The sequence below is a fragment of the Desulfonatronum thiosulfatophilum genome (assembly GCF_900104215.1).
Lineage (GTDB): Bacteria > Desulfobacterota > Desulfovibrionia > Desulfovibrionales > Desulfonatronaceae > Desulfonatronum > Desulfonatronum thiosulfatophilum.
On sequence record NZ_FMXO01000002.1, the window covers coordinates 136,888 to 156,271 of the forward strand.

The 19,384-nt window shown below is 57.0% G+C and carries 18 protein-coding genes; 3 read left to right on the forward strand and 15 right to left on the reverse strand.

The genetic code is table 11. The features are described 5' to 3' along the window. Positions 1-13: 13 nt before the first annotated feature. The 15 genes from BLP93_RS02105 to BLP93_RS16875 all read right to left on the reverse strand — a co-directional run bounded on the left by BLP93_RS02105 (position 14) and on the right by BLP93_RS16875 (position 15,617). Entirely contained in the window at positions 14-736 is a 723-nt protein-coding gene (locus BLP93_RS02105; protein ID WP_425248211.1) for an ABC transporter ATP-binding protein, read from the reverse strand. Between the two features lie 96 nt (positions 737-832). Beyond that, on the reverse strand, positions 833-1,498 hold the full coding sequence (locus BLP93_RS02110) for an ABC transporter permease (RefSeq protein WP_092116969.1): 666 nt from the start codon (positions 1,496-1,498) through the stop codon (positions 833-835). Between the two features lie 86 nt (positions 1,499-1,584). Further along, positions 1,585-2,442, reverse strand: coding sequence for a polysaccharide deacetylase family protein (locus tag BLP93_RS02115; protein ID WP_161946165.1), 858 nt, complete (start codon positions 2,440-2,442; stop codon positions 1,585-1,587). After that, positions 2,405-3,691 carry a glycosyltransferase family protein gene (locus BLP93_RS02120; RefSeq protein WP_092116735.1) on the reverse strand — a complete coding sequence of 429 codons (1,287 nt, stop codon included), beginning with the start codon at positions 3,689-3,691 and terminating at the stop codon, positions 2,405-2,407. The genes BLP93_RS02115 and BLP93_RS02120 overlap by 38 nt, the downstream gene beginning before the upstream one ends. After that, positions 3,691-4,416, reverse strand: coding sequence for a histidine phosphatase family protein (locus tag BLP93_RS02125; RefSeq protein ID WP_092116737.1), 726 nt, complete (start codon positions 4,414-4,416; stop codon positions 3,691-3,693). Before BLP93_RS02125 ends, BLP93_RS02120 begins: the two co-directional genes overlap by 1 nt. Positions 4,417-4,431: 15 nt before the next feature. Next, positions 4,432-5,601 carry a glycosyltransferase family 4 protein gene (locus BLP93_RS02130; protein WP_092116739.1) on the reverse strand — a complete coding sequence of 390 codons (1,170 nt, stop codon included), beginning with the start codon at positions 5,599-5,601 and terminating at the stop codon, positions 4,432-4,434. A 21-nt stretch (positions 5,602-5,622) separates the two neighbouring features. Beyond that, positions 5,623-6,903, reverse strand: coding sequence for a glycosyltransferase family 4 protein (locus BLP93_RS02135; protein WP_092116972.1), 1,281 nt, complete (start codon positions 6,901-6,903; stop codon positions 5,623-5,625). A 257-nt stretch (positions 6,904-7,160) separates the two neighbouring features. Next, positions 7,161-8,342, reverse strand: a complete 1,182-nt coding sequence (locus BLP93_RS02140) for a glycosyltransferase family protein (protein ID WP_092116741.1) — start codon at positions 8,340-8,342, stop codon at positions 7,161-7,163. 26 nt (positions 8,343-8,368) lie between these two features. Continuing rightward, positions 8,369-9,601 (reverse strand): radical SAM protein, encoded by a 1,233-nt coding sequence (locus tag BLP93_RS02145; RefSeq protein WP_092116743.1) that lies wholly within the window; start codon positions 9,599-9,601, stop codon positions 8,369-8,371. Beyond that, a complete protein-coding gene (locus BLP93_RS02150) occupies positions 9,598-11,094 on the reverse strand; it encodes a dihydrolipoyl dehydrogenase family protein (protein WP_092116745.1) in 1,497 nt (498 codons plus the stop codon). The genes BLP93_RS02145 and BLP93_RS02150 overlap by 4 nt, the downstream gene beginning before the upstream one ends. Before the next feature lie 39 nt (positions 11,095-11,133). Continuing rightward, on the reverse strand, positions 11,134-11,838 hold the full coding sequence (locus BLP93_RS02155; RefSeq protein ID WP_092116746.1) for a TVP38/TMEM64 family protein: 705 nt from the start codon (positions 11,836-11,838) through the stop codon (positions 11,134-11,136). Between the two features lie 248 nt (positions 11,839-12,086). Then, the gene (locus BLP93_RS02160) at positions 12,087-12,779 is read right to left on the reverse strand and encodes a flavodoxin family protein (RefSeq protein ID WP_092116748.1); all 693 of its coding nucleotides are present in this window, start codon (positions 12,777-12,779) and stop codon (positions 12,087-12,089) included. Positions 12,780-13,108: 329 nt separating this feature from the next. Next, positions 13,109-14,959, reverse strand: a complete 1,851-nt coding sequence (locus BLP93_RS02165; RefSeq protein ID WP_092116750.1) for a glycoside hydrolase family 15 protein — start codon at positions 14,957-14,959, stop codon at positions 13,109-13,111. A 169-nt stretch (positions 14,960-15,128) separates the two neighbouring features. After that, positions 15,129-15,473, reverse strand: coding sequence for a peroxiredoxin family protein (locus BLP93_RS02170; protein ID WP_092116752.1), 345 nt, complete (start codon positions 15,471-15,473; stop codon positions 15,129-15,131). Further along, on the reverse strand, positions 15,474-15,617 hold the full coding sequence (locus tag BLP93_RS16875) for a hypothetical protein (protein WP_153304274.1): 144 nt from the start codon (positions 15,615-15,617) through the stop codon (positions 15,474-15,476). A gap of 528 nt (positions 15,618-16,145) precedes the next feature. On the opposite strand from BLP93_RS16875, the gene BLP93_RS02175 reads away from it, so the two are divergent. From BLP93_RS02175 to BLP93_RS02185, 3 genes are all read left to right on the forward strand, one after another. After that, the gene (locus BLP93_RS02175) at positions 16,146-16,343 is read left to right on the forward strand and encodes a hypothetical protein (protein WP_092116754.1); all 198 of its coding nucleotides are present in this window, start codon (positions 16,146-16,148) and stop codon (positions 16,341-16,343) included. A 550-nt stretch (positions 16,344-16,893) separates the two neighbouring features. Then, complete coding sequence (locus BLP93_RS02180) at positions 16,894-18,189, forward strand: hypothetical protein (RefSeq protein ID WP_161946166.1); 1,296 nt, start codon at positions 16,894-16,896, stop codon at positions 18,187-18,189. A gap of 105 nt (positions 18,190-18,294) precedes the next feature. Next, complete coding sequence (locus BLP93_RS02185; RefSeq protein ID WP_092116758.1) at positions 18,295-18,810, forward strand: cytochrome P460 family protein; 516 nt, start codon at positions 18,295-18,297, stop codon at positions 18,808-18,810. Positions 18,811-19,384: the final 574 nt, after the last annotated feature.

Sequence of the window (19,384 nt, forward strand, 5' to 3'; positions counted from 1 at the left end):
GTCTCGTCAGGCTTCAGGCAGTCGCCTTGTTCTCGTTGTTATCAGTTTCGTTTCCGGAGATTCCATGGATCGCGCCCACGGAAATCCTCAGCTCCTCGCGCAGCTCGATCTTGTCCACACGACCGTCGCGAATCCAGACCACGCGGTCCGAGACAGCCAGCATCTTGTGATCGTGAGTCGCGGAGATAATGGTCACGCCACGCTCCGAGCTGAGCATTTTAAGCAGGTCGATAATCTCTTCTCCAGTGATCAGATCCAGGTTGCCCGTGGGTTCATCGGCCAGAATGATGGCCGGATCGTTGGCCAGGGACCGGGCAATGGCCACGCGCTGCTGCTGCCCGCCGGAAAGCTCCAGGGGTTTGTGCTGGAAACGGTCGCCCAGGCCCACCAGCTTGAGCAGTTCGATGCCCTTATCCGTGGCCGCATCGCTGTGCATCCCGGCGAAGGTCATGGGCAGGGTCACGTTTTCCAGGGCGGTCATTACGGGAATGATGTTGAAGGTCTGAAATATGTACCCGATCTTCCTGTTGCGCAGCCATGCCAGTTCGTAGGCGTCCAACTGGGCGATATCCACCTCGTCGATGAACACCTTGCCCTCGGTCGGCTTGTCCAGGCCGCCGATCATGTTGAAGAGGGTGCTTTTTCCGGAGCCGGACGGCCCCATGATGGATATGTATTCCCCGGCGAAGATCTCCAGATCCACGCCCTTGAGGGCCTGAACGTCCTGCTTGCCCATCCTGAAGCTTCTGGTCACCCCGATGACTCGAACTATTGTGCGTTGCGTCACGATTCTCTCCGAAAGATGAAAGTCGCCGCTGGAAAATGAGGCTCGTCAGTGCTCCGCCTTGAGCGCCATCACGGGCCGCATCCGTGCCGCCACATAGGCCGGGTACAGAACTCCGACCAGGCTGAGCACCGCTCCCACGCCGACGGCTATGAGCAGGGAGAGGCCCGCCGCGGACCAGGGCAGGGTCGTCCAGACCTGGGTCCCGAAGCGAAGCGAGTTCACCGCCATGGAGAACAGAAACCCGAAGACCGCTCCAAGGGTCGCCCCGGTCAGCCCCTGCATGGTCGCCTCGAGCATGAAAAGGCGCAGAATCATGGAATCCAGTGCCCCCAGACACTTCATGATCCCGATTTCGCGAAACCGCTCTGTCACGGCCATGAGCTGGGCATTGACGATGCCGACCGCGCAGACAAGCAGGGAAAGAATGATGATCCAGCGTTCCTTGGGACTCATGGATACGGTGCGCGCCTGCTCGTCGATGTCGAATCCCGCCCGGGTCAGCATGACCGCTGCGTCTTCGCCGCCTAGAGCCATCAATCCCGCGGCGACGTTCAGGTTGACCAGGACGAAGCTCAGGAACGCCGTGGCCAGGACAAGGCTGCCGATGGTTATAAGGGAGCGCAGGAAACGGACTTGAAGATTCTTGACGCTGATTTCCAGGGACTTGCGAAATGTAAGCACAACAGCCCGGCGAACGAGGTTCTTCTTCATCGGCTCGCCGGATGCATCGCGCAGAGCGGAATACGTTGCGTCAGACATGGTCTCGTTTCATCCTTGGCATCTCTTGCAGAATGCGTTCATCGCGCCACTATCGGAAAGCCGTTCGGAGTGGATCGAACATGAGTCGAGGTGATCTTCAGGAACTTTGCCTCAATCACCATTTCCTCCAAAGACGCCACCCTCAGACGCGGGGATGCGGCCACGGCCGACAAAAAGATGTCCAGAAATTCCAAAGCCCGGGAGTTCATCCGCTGGTGATGGAGCATGACGCCCAGCAGTCCGCGCTGGAGTCCGCTCTCCACTTCCGCGAAGAAATCGTTCCATGTCTGGCTCGGCGTGCCGCGCCTAGTGTGCAGGTCGCAGTTGACCGGAATCTCCGGCAGATCAATGGGTTCGCTATTGAACGCCTTGTCGTTCCGGGACGCCGCCAGAAAACCCAACTCGCGGAGACATTGCCCGGTGATTGCATCGAAGCGATTCCAGGGCGCTGTAAAAACGGGAAGGAAGTCATCGCCCATGATCCGCTCCAGGCGCTGCCTGCCGAGCAGAATGTCCCTTCTTTTAGCCTCCGCGGACCTGGCGGGACCGAATTCGCTTTTTCGCCCCACGGGTTCGTGATTGAGATGACGCCGCCCATGCTGATGAAAACTCCATCTGCCGTTCTTGCCCATCACGGCTTCGATCTCCCGCCAGCGGGAAAGGCTCAGCCAGGACGGAACGACTGCCGGCGCCAGCGGGATGCGGTGACGCCGAAAGCAGTCCGCCATGGCCGCGAAGCTTCCTGAAGCAACAGCCACATCGTCCGCACGGAACCAGATCGTCGGGCAGCTTGCGACACTCCCGGACACCCCTCGCTCCAGGGTCTGGGTCAACCGGCTTCCCGCCGTAAATTCAGGCTTACGCCACATCGGGCTGAGGCGAGTGTTTTCCGGCATGGACTTCTGCTTCAACAACATGTTCTTGTCGTTCAACTCCGAATCGAACCAGGATTTCCGCCGTGGTCGCGGCGCCGTTTAAATTCACAACAGGCAGTACGCCATCATCGAGGCATTGATGTCCCAAGCCTCGACGCCCGTTGAGGCCTCTGTTCAATGCATCGTGTAGAAGTCCGGAAAAAACAGAGGGCGCAAGGTCATCTTCTTTGAGAACGGTCATTACGCCTCGTCGCTGCAACCGTTGGGCGCGCATGCTCTGTTCCCTGTTTTGAGCAAACGGCAGCACCATTGCTCGAGCGCCGGCGGCCAGCAGGTTCATGGTCGTGTTGTACCCAGCCATGGAAACGGACAGGTCCGCCGCGGACAGCCAAGCTGTAAAACGGTTCGTGAATCGCTCGATGCGAATATGTCCCTGGGACTGGGCAAGATATTGCAATTCCTCTGCCACGCTCTGTTCCATGAACGGACCGGTGAACACCTGCAGGCGATGCGGCAGTCGCTGATGCAGTTGTTCCGAAGCCCTCACCACGGCTCGCAGCAGGTTTCCGCCGACGGCTCCGCCGCCGGCGCTGGCCACGATCAGGCGATCCGATGCAGCCAGTCCCAGTTCCCGGCGCAAGGCGACGCCCGAAGCCGGATCAACGGCAAGGGAGACATAACCGGTATACCTAAGTTCCGGAACAATCTCCGCGACTCTGGAAAACGTCTCGTCCAGACGGACCAGAGACGGATCGGAATGGACGAGGACCAGATCGAACAACGTGTTCAGGTGATTCAGGACGCGCTGCTCAAAAGTATCCTGATCGCTCTTCTCCACCAGAATGTCCCGGACGCTGCACACCGCCCTGCACGTTCCGAATTCCCCCGCCCGAAGCACCTTGAGAACCGGGAGGATTTCAAAGCCGAACCGCTTGCGGCCGAAGGGAAACAACTCCACGAGAAAGATGTCGGGCCTGACACGGCGAACATGCTCCAGCAGTCGCGTGCGGCGTTCATCCATGATGGAAGCGATCAGATCCGGATCATCGCCTCCGTGACCGGAACGCGTGGACAGAAGTCTTTGAAAGTCGCCGTCCATGCTCAGTGCGGGCAACGGCACATGCCGGACGTGATCCGGCAGGTCCACCGGCACGTGCTCGCCCCCGGTGACCAGATCCACCCGGTGCGGAGCAAGAGCCTTGGCAATCTCCAGACTGCGAAATAAATGCCCGACCCCCAGGACATGCTGACTGTAATGAACAATATGCATTATCCACCCAAAACATCTTGGTTCAATGCCAATATTTGAAGCCGGTACCGGCCATTGAAGCCGTCGCGCTCATTCCCATTCATCGCATATTCGCATTGCCTGCTGTTCTCCACAGACGGACTTGAGTTCTCACCGCCAACCAGCACAAGTCCATGCACGGCATTAGGCAACAGCGGATCTCCCTCCTCAGGCAGAAATCGCATCTTCAGCAGACTGTACATCACGCACTTCAGCACGCCCAGATGGGTCACGATCAGGATATGTTCACCCGGATGTTCCCCGGCCAGCCGTTGCAGGGACCGCCATGCCCTTCCGCGCACATCCACGCGGGACTCGCCGCCGGGCGGGGCAAACTTCCAACCGAGCGCCTCCTGCTTGCGGACCTCTTCCCCTTCCTCGGCCCGCAGATCTCGAATGCGTCTCCCGGACCACTGCCCCCAGTCCTGTTCCCGGAGACCGGCATCCTTATCCAATGGCAACTTCAGGGCTCTGTTCACAAGATTCGCCGTTTGCACCGCCCGGTCCAGATCGCTGCTGACAATCCTGGTCATCGGCCCCGGCTCTCCCCAGCGGGCCTGATGCTCCAGCAAGACCTCGCCCCAGCGAAGACACGTCTGTCGGGATTCCGGAGCGATGCCGGTCTGGATCTGCCCCTGAATCCGCTTCTCCTTGTTCCAGTCCGTGGGAGCATGGCGCATTAAAGAGAAATAGGTCCTTTGAGTCATGGAAACATACCTTGATTATCGGCTTTCCTGATGAAGCGATTCAGAGAATGGGAACCGCCCGCTTCGCTCAACAATTCGTTGCAGGACTGAATCCATCATTGCGTAATTCACATCAATATCATGCTGTTCACGTACGAAACGAGCGGCGTTTTGTCCCATTTCCCGGCGCAGGGCGTGGTCGGTGCACAACCTGGCGCAGGCAGAAGCAAATGCGGTCATGTCAAAGGGCGATACCAAGAAACCGGTCCGCTCATGTCGGACCACGTCCACGGCCCCGGCATGGCTCGTGGCCACCACTGGCAGGCCGCAAGCCTGAGCCTCCAGGTAGACCATGCCCAGTCCTTCGTTGATCCCAGGAAAAACAAAGACATCACCGGCACTGAAGACGTCCTTGAGTCTGTCACGCTCCACCAGCCCGAGAAAACGGACCTGACCGGGCAGCATCTCGTTCGCCAGAGCTTCCAGTTCCTTACGGCCCGGTCCATCGCCCGCTACTACCAGAAAGGGACTCAACCCGCCCTTACGCAGTTCGGCAACGCAGCGGATCACCCAGGCCACGCCCTCGACCTTGACTCCCGGCCGCAGCACCGCCGCGGTCACCAGAACCGGCCGCTCCTCTCCACCGATTTCCTGACCAAGCCAGTCACGGCGATAAGCTCTCCGAGCCCGGGGATCGAACACGAATCGTTCAACAGGCAGCCCCTGGCGCAGATAAGTGTGGGAACCATCCGGCAACAGCCGCCGCAAAGCATGGTGATCCGAACTCTTGTTGGAAAAAATGTGATCCGCTGCCAGCAGCGCCCGCCGGTTCAAATGATACCCGGGCCAGGTTTTTAATTTCGCGGACCGTTTGATCGCGTATGCTCCGGAAAAGATGCAGTAAGGCGTTCCCTGTTCGCGCAGGCAGGGCCCGATCAGATCCGGAGCCTTGTAGTAGGTGTGATAGGTCAGCACCATCCCGGCCTGAAAATCCCGGGCCAAAACCAGGGCCTTGCGTCGAATCAGGGCCAATGCGGGCCATAGCCAAGGTTTCCAGTAGATCCACAATGCCGGAACATGCGGACAGGGCTTCACCTCATGGCCGCGCCGGATAAGGTAGTCGTACAAGTCGCGGGCTATGGTCACATCCCCGGACAGGCGCTCATGATCCAGCGGCTTGAATGGCGTATTGAAGAGAATGCGCATGCAGCCGCGTCCGGTTCGGCTTCAGGGGGCGGATCGCCATGACTCAGGTCGAGATTTCAACCCGGATTCATGTAGATAGATTTCAGCCAGTTTCCGGGCCAGGATCCTGTTATCGAAAACCGCCTCGACCTTGGACCTGGCCGCGGGAATGATCCTGGCGCGCAGAGACTGGTCTACGAGCAACCGCTCCATGTTCGCGGCCAGGGCGACAGGGTTGTCGCACGGCGAGAGCAAACCGGTCTTTTCATGCTCCACAAGCTCCGGCACTCCGGATATGTCCGTGGCAGCCACGGGTACTCCCGTGGCCATGGCTTCGGCCACCACGTTGGGAATCCCGTCCCGGTCGCCGTTGCGGGCTTGCCGGCAGCCCAGCACGAACAGATCGGCCCCACCGTAGAGCGTGATCACGTCGTCATGGGTGATGGTCCCGACCAGACGGACCCTCTCGCCGAGTCCCAGATCCCGGATCATCACCTCAACCTTGCGTTGATCGCTGCCGCTGCCCACCAGCGTGTGCACGAAGTCCAGTCCCTTGTCCTTGAGCAGGGCCAACGCCTTGAGGATTGTGGGCAAGCCCTTCTTCTCCACAAGCCTAGCCACCGTAAGTATGGAATAGGGAGCACTCGCATGGGCAGAACGGCGCGGGGCCGTGAACAGGGCAAGATCAATTCCGTGATAGACCGTATGCACCGGCGTCCTTACCGGCAGCTGTATATCGGAATTCGCTTTCAGGCCTTCCAGATGCCGTCGATTGAAATCCGTGCAGGTAATCACGAAGCGAGCCCGGCGCATCTTTTCCAGAAGCCGGCCCGGGCCCTGGGTGTAGATGTCCTTGGCATGGGCGGTGAAGCTGAAGGGCAGACCCGCCATGGTGGCCGCGTACAGGGCCACGGAACTGGGCGTATGCGCGAAATGGGCGTGCACATGCGCGAACCTGCCCGCATCCGAATCAGTCCGCATTTTAAGGACAAGAGATCCCGCCTGCAGAAAATGCTTCAACCATGTGTGTTTCTTGGGTGCTCCGAAGTACCGTGAACGCATCAGATCCAGGCCGCGGCGGAAGGCCTGAGGGTCAGTCCGAAAAAGTCGGACATTCGCCTTTGCCAGCCGGCCAAGTCCCCAAAACAGGCTTTCCGGCAGGTAGGTCACAGGGGCCCGGATCTGCTTGACCGAAGCGTGGCTGAAGCTTTCCCTGGGCCGGCGCATGGAAAAAATATGGATCCGAAAGCCGAGTTCCTCCAGTAGCCGGATCTCATTGGAGATGAAGGTCTCGGAAATGCGGGGATAACCTTTCAGGACCATGGCCAGGACCGGCCTAGCCGCGAAAGCCGAATCGTCGAATGTGTATATCCCGGATGATGAATCCACTGTTTCCTTGCACTTAAGATTCAATTGGCGCTTCAGGCGTTTGGCAATGGTTCATGAACGAATCCTGGCTCAGTCAGACCAGCGATGCCAAAAAATCGAGACAAGCCGGAACATTCCAAGTTTTGTCATCAATAGTGCTGAGTAACTACAAGATCTTAAACGAAACTGCCGGATCAGGATTTCAACCCTTGCTATGCTCCACGGAATTCCGCCACTCGGCCGCGCATCTTCTCCAGCCCGGTCATGGAAAAGGCCGTCACAGCGTCAATATAGCTCTGCGGGTGATCCAGCAGCACTTCGGTCTTTTGGCGCAGCAATTCCGGAGTCATGGCATCCCAGGGGATATACTCCACAAGACCGCGCTGGCTCATGACCATGGCCCTGATCTGCTGTTCCATGCGCGGGTTGTTTCTCGGGATCAACAGCGACGGCTTGTTGAGGGACAAGATCTCGCAGACCGTATTGTAACCACCCATGGACACGACCAAATCCGAGCAGGCGATCTTCTTTTCAAGGCTTTTGCAGAAGCCGGCGAAACGCACTCCCTGACGCTTCGCCCGTTCCGCGAGCTGGTCACGCCTCTCGCCCGAGAGGAACGGACCGGTGATCATCTGGGTCGAAAAAGGAGGATTCGGCCATTTTTCCAGCATGGTCAGCCAGTTATCCAGAACAGCATACCCGTCACCGCCGCCCCCGATGGTGACAAGCACCTGTTGCTTGCGGCCCGGAGGCCGGCTGCCATTCCCAGACCCATTCAGGCAGGACGGCGTCAAACGTGGAATGTAGCCCACAAAGGTCGTCTTGGCCGCGATGTTCCGGGGGATGGCATATTCGGCGATGGGATCGTAGAGATCCTGCCGACCGTAGATCCAGATCTCGTCGTACAATTTGTCCAGAATATCGTTATAGCCTTTTTCCGCCCATTCGGACCGCGTGGATTGCGCATCGTCCAGAATGTCCCGCAATCCGAGGATTACCCTGGACCGGGGACGCTTCCTTTTAAACCACTCCAAGGTGGACGATATCTCTCCTTTCAGACCCAGAGGAACCTTGTCCACAATGAAGATGTGCGGATCAAAGGCCTTGGCCGTGGCCTCGATGATGGAACGGCGGATATGAATGGCGTGGCGGGGATCGACGCGAATGGAATGGGGCAGGTAAATGGTATTGGTCTGCTTGATCATTCCGGGCATGCGAACGAAATCGATGCCCGTTGGGAAGGAATACCGGCCGGCTATGGGGGAACCGGTCAGGATGAGCACATTGACGCCGTTTTCCTGCAGGGCGGCGGCAATGGCCATGGTGCGGCGAATGTGACCCAGACCGTAGGTGTCGTGGGAGTACATCAGGATGTTGAATGTGGTCTCGCTCATCAACTCTCCCGTAACCGGCTTGCTGATTACGGTGGATATTCTGTTGGTATTCCCGAATTTCGCACACCCGCACCGTGCGGGGCGACTTCGTTGCTCAGAAAGGGCGCAAATTCTTTATGCAAATGCAAGTTCCGAAGGTACAGGTCATGTCCGGGGTGAATGTCCAGGGCCTTCTGAAAACGTTTCCCGGCCAAGTCCGGGTTGCCATCCTCCCAGTCCAACAGACCGAGATTGTTCCAGGCGTTGGACATGGCCGGGTTCAGGGCAATGCATCTTTCCCAGGCTCCCCGGGCCGCCTGACGGTCACCGGTCACGGCCAGTCGCAGTCCTTCCACGAAAGCCTGCTGCTCCGGTGAAAGCACCACCCAGTCCAGCCCCCTGCACGGACACTTGCTTACCCGGCACGGCAACGGCCTACTGTGCAGGTGAACCGAATCCCGGACATTGCCCAACTGTGTCTTGTCCCCGGAGCAACGCAGGATCGTCCCATCCGGCTCCATTCTGGTGAAGGCCATGCCACCGTAGCACGGCACTTCCTTGAAGTTGTAGACCATTTTCGCACCGGCCTGGGGATGTCCGGCGAAAATGGCCCGCACTTCGGGGCCGTAGGCTTCCGGATATCGTTTTCCCGCATGTTCCCCTTTGAACGGCCTGGGGACGATACTCACTCCTTGGCGAGCGAAGTAGTCCAGCATTTCCGGAAAACGATCAACCAGGGTTGGATGCAGGACGCAGTTGACGATAATGTTAAATCCCTTTTGCAAGAACAGAACCACATTGGAAATAAAGGAATCCACGCCCTTGACCCGCTCCCGCTCTTCGATGTGCAGAGAGGCGTAGACATAAGACACACGGGACGGATCGATTTTTTCCACAAAATCCCGGACCCTGGAGGAAATGCTGAGGTTGGAGTCCAGGCCAATGTAATGGTTGCGAGTCAAAGCTTGGCAGATGTCGATGAAACCGGGATAAAGCAGCGGCTCTCCGCCGGTTAGGCCGACCACCCACGACCTGTCGCGCTGGTCGGTGACCCCGCCGATTTCTGAGTATTGGACTGGATTTTCGTCCAGAAGCTTCAGAACTGGTTCAACCGGCAAGACGTCCGTCACCGGCGACGCATCATGCGGATAATAACAGTAGGAACATCGAAAGTTGCACTTTCTGGTCATGTTCCACATCAGGTTGTTGGGACTTGCAAGCCGATTCCCGGTCATCGCTCCCAAAACATGAGCAGTCGGCATCTGTTCGGCATTCATCATTTTGTCTTTTCCATTGTCTTTCCCGTCTCATTCCCGCAAGCCCGGCCCTTGAACCCGAAAAAGAACTTCAGCGTCTTCTTCACGCCGTCCGAGAAAATCTTTTCGCTCAGGTGCCTGCCAGCGACGCGTTTGTTGATTTCGGCCAGGGTGGGATAGGGGTGCACGGCTCCGGCCATGGTTGACAGTTTGACCTTGCCGTTGACCACGGCCACCCATTCGGACAGCAGCTCTCCGGCCCGCGGACCGACGATCTGCACGCCCAGGGGTTTGTTCTTTCTGTCTAACAGCAGCTTGATCCGTCCCTCCCGTTCCTCCTCGGCCAGGCTGCGGTCGTTCTCGGCGAATTCCTCGGTCCAGAGCGTATACTCCAAACCCTGCTGCCGGGCCTGTTTCTCGTTCAGCCCCAGGCTTGCAAATTCCGGGTCAGTGTAGGTGCAGGCCGGCATCCAGGTGTAATCAGCCTTGCGCGGCAGGTGGAAGACGGCGTTGGCCACCACCACCCCGCCTTCGTAACCGGCGGCGTGGGTGAATTGGTAGGCTCCGGTGACGTCGCCGCAGGCAAAGATGTGCTTTTGCGAGGTCCGCAGCCGCGCATCGACCTTGATGCCCTTGTGGTCATGCTCCACACGCACGCCGCTCAGGCCAAGCCCGTGAACCGTCGCCTTGCGGCCCAGGGCCACCAACAGGGCCGCGGCCTTGACCGACGACTCTTCCCCGTTCCCGGTCCTGAAAAAAATCTCCCGCTCATGACCCAGATCCCGAACCCGCAGCAATTCAGTATTCAGATGAAACCGCACGCCCTCCCGCTCCAGAATGGTCTGGACCAGTCCGGCCATGTCCTCGTCCTCCTTGGAGAGGATCTGGCCGCTGCGCTGGATCACCTCCACCCTGGAACCAAGGCGGGCGAAGGCCTGAGCCAGCTCCACGGCAATGGGTCCCCCGCCGAGGATCGCCAGGGAGGACGGCAAGGCATCCAGAGAGAAAATCTCCCGGTTCGTCAGGTAGGGCGTTGCATCAAGCCCCTCCAACGGCGGCACCGCTGCTGAAGAACCTGTAGCGACAACCCAAGTCTTGGACGAGACTCTTTCTGCTTTGCCGTCATTTGTCTCGATGAGCACCTGATGGTCGTCCAGAAACACGGCCCGACCGAACTTCACCTGAACGCCAAGTCCGCAGAATCGCTCCGGCGAATCATGGGGCTGGATCGTGGCGATGACGCGTTGGATGCGCTCCCGGACCCGACGAAAATCCACCGCCGGAACGTCCATGTCCGGCAACCCGTACCGTGCGGCGTTCTTCATCTGGTGATAGACATGCGAGGTCCTGATCAGGGTCTTGCTGGGCACGCAGCCGTAGTGCAGGCAGTCTCCCCCCAGGTTCGGCTCCTGCTCCACAAGCAATGTTTTCGCCCCGGCCTGGGAAGCCCCCGCGGCAACCGTCAATCCCGCCGCGCCCGCGCCGATCACGGCGATGTCATAGTCGTATTTCGGCATATTCTTGTCTCCGTCATGTTGAATTTATTCCGCAACTACTCAGCTGCGTTCCGGCATGTCCTTTCTGGACCTGTACCAGGCCATGATCTTTTTGGTGGCCAGGGGAAAGATGCCCAGCAGGACAAACGAGAGAATCAGTCCCGGCGAGAGGATGTCGCCCATGGACTCGATCCGGCCCAGTTCCCGGCCGGCGTTCACGTAGACGAGAGTGCCGGGCAGCATGCCGACCTGGGAGACCCAGAAGAAGGTGCGCAGTTTCATCCGGGTCAGGCCCATGACCAGGTTGATTATCCAGAACGGAAAAATCGGCACCAGGCGGAGCGTGAACAGATAGAAGGAACCTTCCCGCTCGACGCCCTCGTTGACCGTAGCCAGACGCTGTCCGAATCGACGCTGCACCCAGTCCCGCAGCACGAAGCGAGAGGCCAGGCAGGCCAGGGTGGCCCCGATGGTGCTTGCAAAGGATACCACCACCGTCCCCACCAGCAGCCCGAACAATGCTCCCCCGGCCAGGGTCAGAACAGCGGCTCCGGGCAACGACAGAGAGGTGGCCAGAATGTACACGGCCATGTACACGGCGATGACCGTAAACGTCTTGTCCGCGTACAGAGCCTGGAAGCGATGCTGAGAGTCCTTGATGTAGTCCAGGGAAAGGTACTGCCCCAGGTCAAAGAGGAAAAACGCTCCAATCAAGGCAACCACGACCAGTATTAAAACGCTCTTCAGCAAATTTTTCGACTGCATCACCCTTCCTTGTCGCTCTTAAAAGGAGCCCTGACGACCCATTGTTGTTTCGATGTAACTACTCAGCAGAGCCAGAAAAAGATCTGGATACCGGCCTTCGCCGGTATGACTAAGGTGGAAACTGCTTGCTCCGATTCGTCATTCCGGTGAAAGCCGGAATCCAGTGCTGGAGAACGGTCATGCACATATGTGCTGAATAGTTACTTTCGATTTAAACTACGCCAACACCCACATCCGCCACGGTTAATCTAGCCGGAAGAGGGCAAATAGAAACCTCCGCCGGAACGCGGTCTGCTCCATTCCCCGGCAATGGCTTTGGCCAGAGTTTCGCCGAGACGACGCGCGGCCAGAACAACATCCGGATTGTCCTCGAACCGCAAAAAAATATCCTTGCTTACTCGCGTAAAGGATTGAAAATCCTTTTCCCTCCAGGTCAAGGCCGGAATGCCGACCGGACATTTCGGTCCCAGTCCGCAGGAAAAACAAGGAGGCGTATCGGACGTGAAAAGAGCCGCCCCGATCACGTTGCAGAAGTAGATATTTTTTAAGTAACCGGCCATGTCCTGAGCAGCCTTTTGCGGCGCCTCGCCTCCGACCGCCACGATCGCCGCCGGCATGTTCCTGAAGACCGGCTCCTGATGGTACAGCGGAAACAGACGCTCCAAAAATACATGCGCCAGGGAGTTCATACGTCCGTTGTAATTGACCCCACCCATGATGAGACCGTCAATTTGCTCAAATCGCGGGTAGAGGGATCGCATGTCGTCATCCTGGACGCAGCGTTTGCTCTGAGCGCACTTTACGCAACCGGCACAGGGGGAAATTGACAAATCGGCCAGCCGGATCAATTCATACTCATGGCCTGAAGCCTGGGCGGCCTGAATGACCATCCTTTCCAGATTGCCTCGTTTTCGTGGGCTGGAGTGCACGGCAAGGATCACGTTTCAATCTCCTTTTCGGCCACTTCTTAAAACCTGCCTTTGATCACGTCCATGGCAAACTCCTTTTTATGCAATTCATGGGGCAACTATTCAGCCATTTTCGCTGAAAACGAGAACTGGTCCGGGTTGTCTTGATTTTGCGGTCTCGCATGTTTGACTGAGCCAGGATTCATTGATCGAACCATTGCATGACACTTGGAGCACAAAATGATGTTTATACAAGCAATGGTTCGCTGTTACGAAGCCGGCGAAAGGAGTTTGCGGGGCCGCAAAATCAAGGCAACCCGGACCAAGCTGAATAGTTACTTCATGGGATCGATTTCCGCTGCTTATTCAAGTTCCTTGTCCAGGTTCACGGCCGCGCTGATCAGGGCCAGGTGGGTGAAGGCTTGTGGGAAGTTGCCCAGGGCTTCGCCGCAGGGACCGGTTTCCTCGGAATAAAGGCCCACGTGGTTGGCGTACCCGAGCATGCGCTCGAACATCAACCGCGCGTCTTCCAGGCGTTTCGGGTCCGTGCGTCCGGCCCGGGTCAACGCCTCCACAAGCCAGAAGCTGCAGATGTTGAAAGTTGCTTCCTCGCCGGCCAGTCCGTCACCGGATGTGTTCACGTTGTAACGATGGGTCAGACTGTTGGAAACCAGCCCGCCTTGTTGCGGGGGCTTCAGGATTTCGTCCAGGGTGGAGAGCATCCGCTTGTCCATGGGAGCGACAAAAAACGTCAACGGCATGAGCAGATTGGACGCATCCAGGGCATCGCTGCCATAGGATTGCACAAAGGCCCCACGATCCTGGTTCCAGCCCTGGGTCATAATCTCCTCGTAAACGGCATCCCGCGCAGCCAGCCAGCGCTCCCGGTCAGCGGGAAACGAACGTTTCTCCGCCAGGCGCAAGCCCCTGTCCAAAGCAACCCAGCACATCAGTTTGGAATAGGTGAAATGGCGGCTGCCGCCGCGCATCTCCCAGATCCCCTTGTCTTCGCGTTGCCAGTTGTCCACGACCCAGTTGATCAGCTTGCGTAGCTGGACCCAGAAGTCATGAGAAATCGGCGCGCCATGCTTGTTGTACAAGTACACCGAGTCCATCAGCTCGCCGTAGATGTCCAGCTGCAGCTGATTGCAGGCCCCGTTGCCCACGCGCACCGGCCGGGAGCCGCGATATCCCTTGAGATGATCCAGGGTTGTCTCGGTCAAGTCGTGCCGGCCGTCGATGCCGTACATAATCTGCAGGGAGCCGTCCGGATTGGGCTCGCGGGTGCGGGCCTCGATCCAGTGCATGAAGCACCCGGCCTCCTCGGTAAAGCCGATGCGTTGCAGGGCGTAGAGGGTGAAGGCCGCGTCGCGGATCCAAGTGTAGCGGTAGTCCCAGTTTCGCTCCCCGCCCACGTCCTCCGGCAGCCCGGCGGTCGGCGCGGCCACGATGGCCCCGGTGGGATCGAAGGTCAGCATTTTCAGGGTCAATGCGGAACGGTGGACCATTTCCCGCCACCTTCCCTTGTAAGTGGACTTGCCGATCCATTTTCGCCAGAAGTTCACCGTGCTCCGGAAAAGTTCCTCGGACTCCTGGTCTGGAACAGCCGGACTGCAACCGGCGTCCTCCGGAATCTGATGCAGAACAAAGGTCAGACTTTCGTTTTCCTCGAGATGAAACGCGCTCGCCGCTCCCGGTGCGGCATGTCCGTCACCGGCTTCAAGCGACGTGAAGGGCGGTTGGCCGCTCAGGGCCATATGCAGTCCTGGGCCGCGGAAGATCACCCCTCGACCCGTGATGACCACTTCGCCTTGTGATCGGGCGTAATCAAAGGCAGGCCGACATTCCAGACTGAAGTCCATATTTCCGCGAACCATGGTTAACCGACGAACGACACGATGTTGACGCTCATCACCCTCACCACGAACAACGGGCATGAAATCCACCAGTTCGGCAACGCCTTTTGTCGTAAAGAACCGTGTCACCAGAACATTGGTTTCCGGCCAGTAGAGCTGTTTCGTGGTCACTCCATCCGCGACGCTCGGCGAGATCTGGAAAAAACCGCCTTGCTCGTCGTCCAGGATGGCGGCAAAAATGCTCGGCGAATCGAAATGGGGGAAACAGAGCCAGTCGATGGAGCCGTTGACCCCGACCAAAGCCGAGGTACGCATGTTCCCGATCAGGGCGTAATTGTCGATAGGCTGATAGGCCATGGCAATACCTCTTTTGTGAGTACGATCCGGCAAGCAATGTCGCGGGATTGGATGCGTTTACCTTGGAAAGTTTGGCCCCGGCGGCAAATCCGGGGGGAGAAAATCATCCCCCGTCCATGACAAGGCCAGCGCCGTGCCGAGTGGTTCCAAAAAACCTTCTTGTCTTCGGTTACCCGGATTTCTTGAAATACCTGATCAGGGCCAGCGAGTCCTTCGCGGTCAGCCGGCCGATGGCGCCATTGCTGTAACAGCCCAAGGAGACCTTCCTATCCGGAGCGATGATAAAGCCGGCCGCATGCAGGAACTTCTTCTCGGGTTCGAAGTAAGCGCCGATAGTATTGGAAACCTCCTCCGTGTTCAGACCGTAGGCCACGGGATACGTAACTCCTGCTTTCTCCATGATCTCATTGGCCTTGTCCAAGGAATCCACCGACGCTGCTAGGATTGAAATCCCTTCGGATTGAAATGCCGCGAAGGATGCCTGAAAGTCAGCCAACTGCTGACGGCAGAACATTCACCAGTGGCCTCGATAGACGAGAAAAAGGCCGTATGCTCCTTTAAACCAGTCGGGAACGTCGATCACCTCCCCGGATGTCAGCCGAACCTGCATTTTCGGAAATAAATCTCCCGCATCCAAACCAAAACCGATCTTCGCCATGACGTCCTCCTCATCTGCGTGTTGAAAAGTTACTTCATCGACAGTCCGTGCAAAAAATCAAGTGCAAGGAGCAGCGACTTTGCGAGAGGATTTTTTCAACGAACGGATATGTTACAGGATCCTGATCCAAGTCAAAAGAATATGAAACCGAAGTTAAAGCACGATAAAACATAATCAACAGACAAGAGCAAATTCGATCGTGGACGCCCCTTTCTCACTGCCACGAATAATCAAACTACTGCAGACCTGTAGAAGTAAATACCAAATTTCCCGTATGGCATTCATTCATACCCGCTCTTATTTTCAACTAACCATAAGGTCAGCTGTCTACAAGGGCTTCTTGATTATAGAGACGCAAAAGGCTTTTGACATCATCGAACACTCTCGCCCACAAGAAACGCCTCGCACGCGCGCCAAGGTCATTAACCAAGCTTGTTCACCCCCACTTGTCGTTCTGTAAGCTTCGAAAATATAATATATTTCCACATACACCTAGCCCACATCAGGTGCAAACTCAGGAGGTATCGTATGAACAGACAGGAGATTCTAAGTCAGGCCAAAGAGAACTTCGGCATTGAACCGGATTGGATGAGCGACATGCCGGACTCCGTCCTTGAACAATACTGGGCTACTTTAAGCTGGGTGCTGGCTGATACGAAAATGGCCGCGCGCGATAAGGCGCTGGTCGCCTTTGGAGCTGCCTCGGCTATTCACTGCGGCTATTGAACTCCGTTTCACACGGCGCAGTTGGCGCTGAACGGGTTTACCGATCAACAGATCAAGGAAGCGGGTTGGACCGTGCAAAGCGTAGCCGGTGCCAGCGCATACCTCTACGGTATTGGTTACGATGTGGAGAAGTTCAAGAAAGAAATAGATTCAATAGTCGAGCACATCAAGAAAACCGCAAAATAACGTCTTCAGGGTTGAGTGGAAGTGATGAGGAGCCCTACTTTGCTCGTGGCGCTCAGACTCGAATATTAATTATGGCCAACGGCAAGGAGTAATCATGACCAGCAAATACATACTTCGAATCTGTGCCGCACTTCTCGCACTGAGTGCCGGTTTGAGCACATTCGCTTTGGCTCAGCAAAAGGCAGAACACGAAGTTCAACTTGGGGTCGTCAACTTTCCCATCTCTTGCAACGAAAAAGCGCAAGAGGAATTTCATACGGGCTTGGCTCACCTGCATCACATGATGTACGAACAGGCACGCCCGCATTTTGAAGAGGCGGCGAAAGTCGATCCCTCGTGTGCAATGTCTCATTGGGGCATTGCCATGACGAGCTTTCAGCCGCTCTGGCATCCCACGTCCCCGGAGGGACTTGAACGTGGTCAAGCGGCGTTGGCAAGGGCTCGGGAACTCGGCGCGCCCACTGAGCGCGAGAAAGGTTACATCGCGGCAGTCGAGGCTTTTTTTACCGACCCTGAATCTCGGAGAGAAAGCCCCGCGCGGGATCACGAGGCACGGGTCAGGGCCTGGTTGGAAGCCCAGCGCGAGCTGCATGAATCCTATCCTGAAGACGTAGATGCAGCGGCGTTTTACGCCCTGGCCGAGGTCTGCTACGCGATGACCCAATTCTCTCCACACGAGGAGCGGGACTTCACCCGCGAACGCAGGGCGGGAGCCTTGATCGAGGAATATTTCGAGGACCATCCGGAGCATCCCGGCCTTTTTCACTACCTCCTCCACGCCTACGACAGCTCCGAATTGGCCCATAAAGCACTGGAAGCGGCCCGGGGCTACGATAAACTGGCTCCGAATACGCCCCACGCATTGCACATGCCCAGCCATATTTTCGTGCGGCTCGGCCTCTGGGAGGAGACGGTCGATCGGGACAAGCGGGCGGCCAAGGCGGCACGCGACGGTATGGAGGACGATCCCCACGCCAGTGCTCATTATGTCCATTCCCTGGACTATGTGATGTACGCGTATCTCCAGCTCGGCGACACAGAGAATGCCCGAAAAACACTTGAGCGGGCTCGAACACTCGACAAGGTGCATCCGGTACCCTTTGCCGCTTACAATTTGGCGGCGCTTCAGGTCCGTCATTTCCTGGAACAGCAACAATGGCAACAGGCGGCAGAGCTCGAACCGGCGATGCCGGACGTACTTCCCTGGGAACAATTCCCCGCGGCTGAAGCCATTTTTTATTATGGCCGAGGTATCGGCGCAGCGCGATCCGGAGACCTGAACCAGGCCAAAATGGACCGCGAGCGGCTTCAGGAGCGAATTCATACCTTGCGGGATGAAGATGATGCGTATTGGGCGTCCATGACGGAAGCACTCGGCAAAGCAGTGGAAGCCTGGATTCTCTATGAACAGGGCGAAACTGAGCAGGCGCTTTCGCTCATGAGAGAAGGGGCCGATCTCGAGGACTCCATGGACAAGCACCCGACCACGCCGGGCGAGGTGCTGCCCGTCCGCGAACTATACGCGGATTTGCTGCTCAAGGAGGAGCGTTTCGAGCAGGCGAAAGCCGCTTTCGAGGCATCCCTCCAGCGCACCCCCAACCGTCGCAACGCTCTCAGGGGGCTGGAAATGGCGGAATTGAGGGAAAATACCACGCGGTAGAATCTATCGCCGTCAATGTAACGGAGAGGAATAAAGCCATCTCTTGCCGGACGAAGAAAGGAACAGGACAACTGATTTTTATCACCTCGAACAGTAGGAGGAACCATGAAAGCGATTAACGGGTACAGGTTGGCAATTGGATTGATGCTGGCTTTTTTCCTGATTCCCGCACTGGTCTGGGCCACGGAAAAATCAAAAGAAATGCCCCAAGCTGAAGGCAAGGACTTTCTATCGTACATCACAGAGGTCAATCCATATCATGATTGGGAGCTGTGGCCGGGTACTGAGAAAATGTATGAAGGTTCTGAACCACATGGTGTTCGGCTTACGACGTACGTCAATGAAAAGGCCCTGAAGGGAATCGAGGAAGGCATGCTGGAAGAAGGCATGCCGGACGGCTCCATTATAGTGAAGGAGAATTATTCCGCTGAAGAAGAGCTTATAAATGTCACCACCATGTACAAAAAGGAAGGGTTCAATCCCGAAGCCGGTGACTGGTTCTGGATTGTCCACACCGCGGACAAGCAAGTCGAGAACGCCGGGAAGATTGAGATGTGCATTAGTTGTCATCGCCAAGTGGAGCACCGGGATTATCTTTTTATCGAGGCTCATGAGCAATGAAGCTCCAACCCGGCAAGAGATGGCGTTACTCCGCAATCCCTTGAGCTAACATTGAACCATTGCTGAATAAAGATCATTTTGTGCCCAAATGTAAGGCAATGGTTCGATGAACGAATCCTGGCTCAGTCAGACAGGCGATGCCGAAAAATCGAGACATGCCGGAACACGACATGTCAGTCATGAAAAGTGCTGAGTAGTTACGAACTTTTTTCCGTAACTACTCAAAAAGGCAGGGCATTCAGTCAGCCGTTGTGCCTGATGCACCCTCTGTCTTTTCGGACGACAAAGACAACAGATGGTGGAACAGGCATCTTGCCTGTTCGTTCAGGGTTTATGGGCATCTACACATTGGCCAAATGGAAGCTTTTCACTGGGCAATTCATTGGGGCAGGCAAGATGCCTGCCCTACCATGAGGAGGACTGCCCGGAGTTTTTGAGCAGTTACCTTATTTTCGTAACACGACATTACTACACGCGTTATCCGTGCACACATGTTGACGTAAATGCGGAGGTTGTGAATGAAGCAGAAGAAAGCGGCATGATCAACGCCTCCATTTATTGTGGCGGCCTGGGC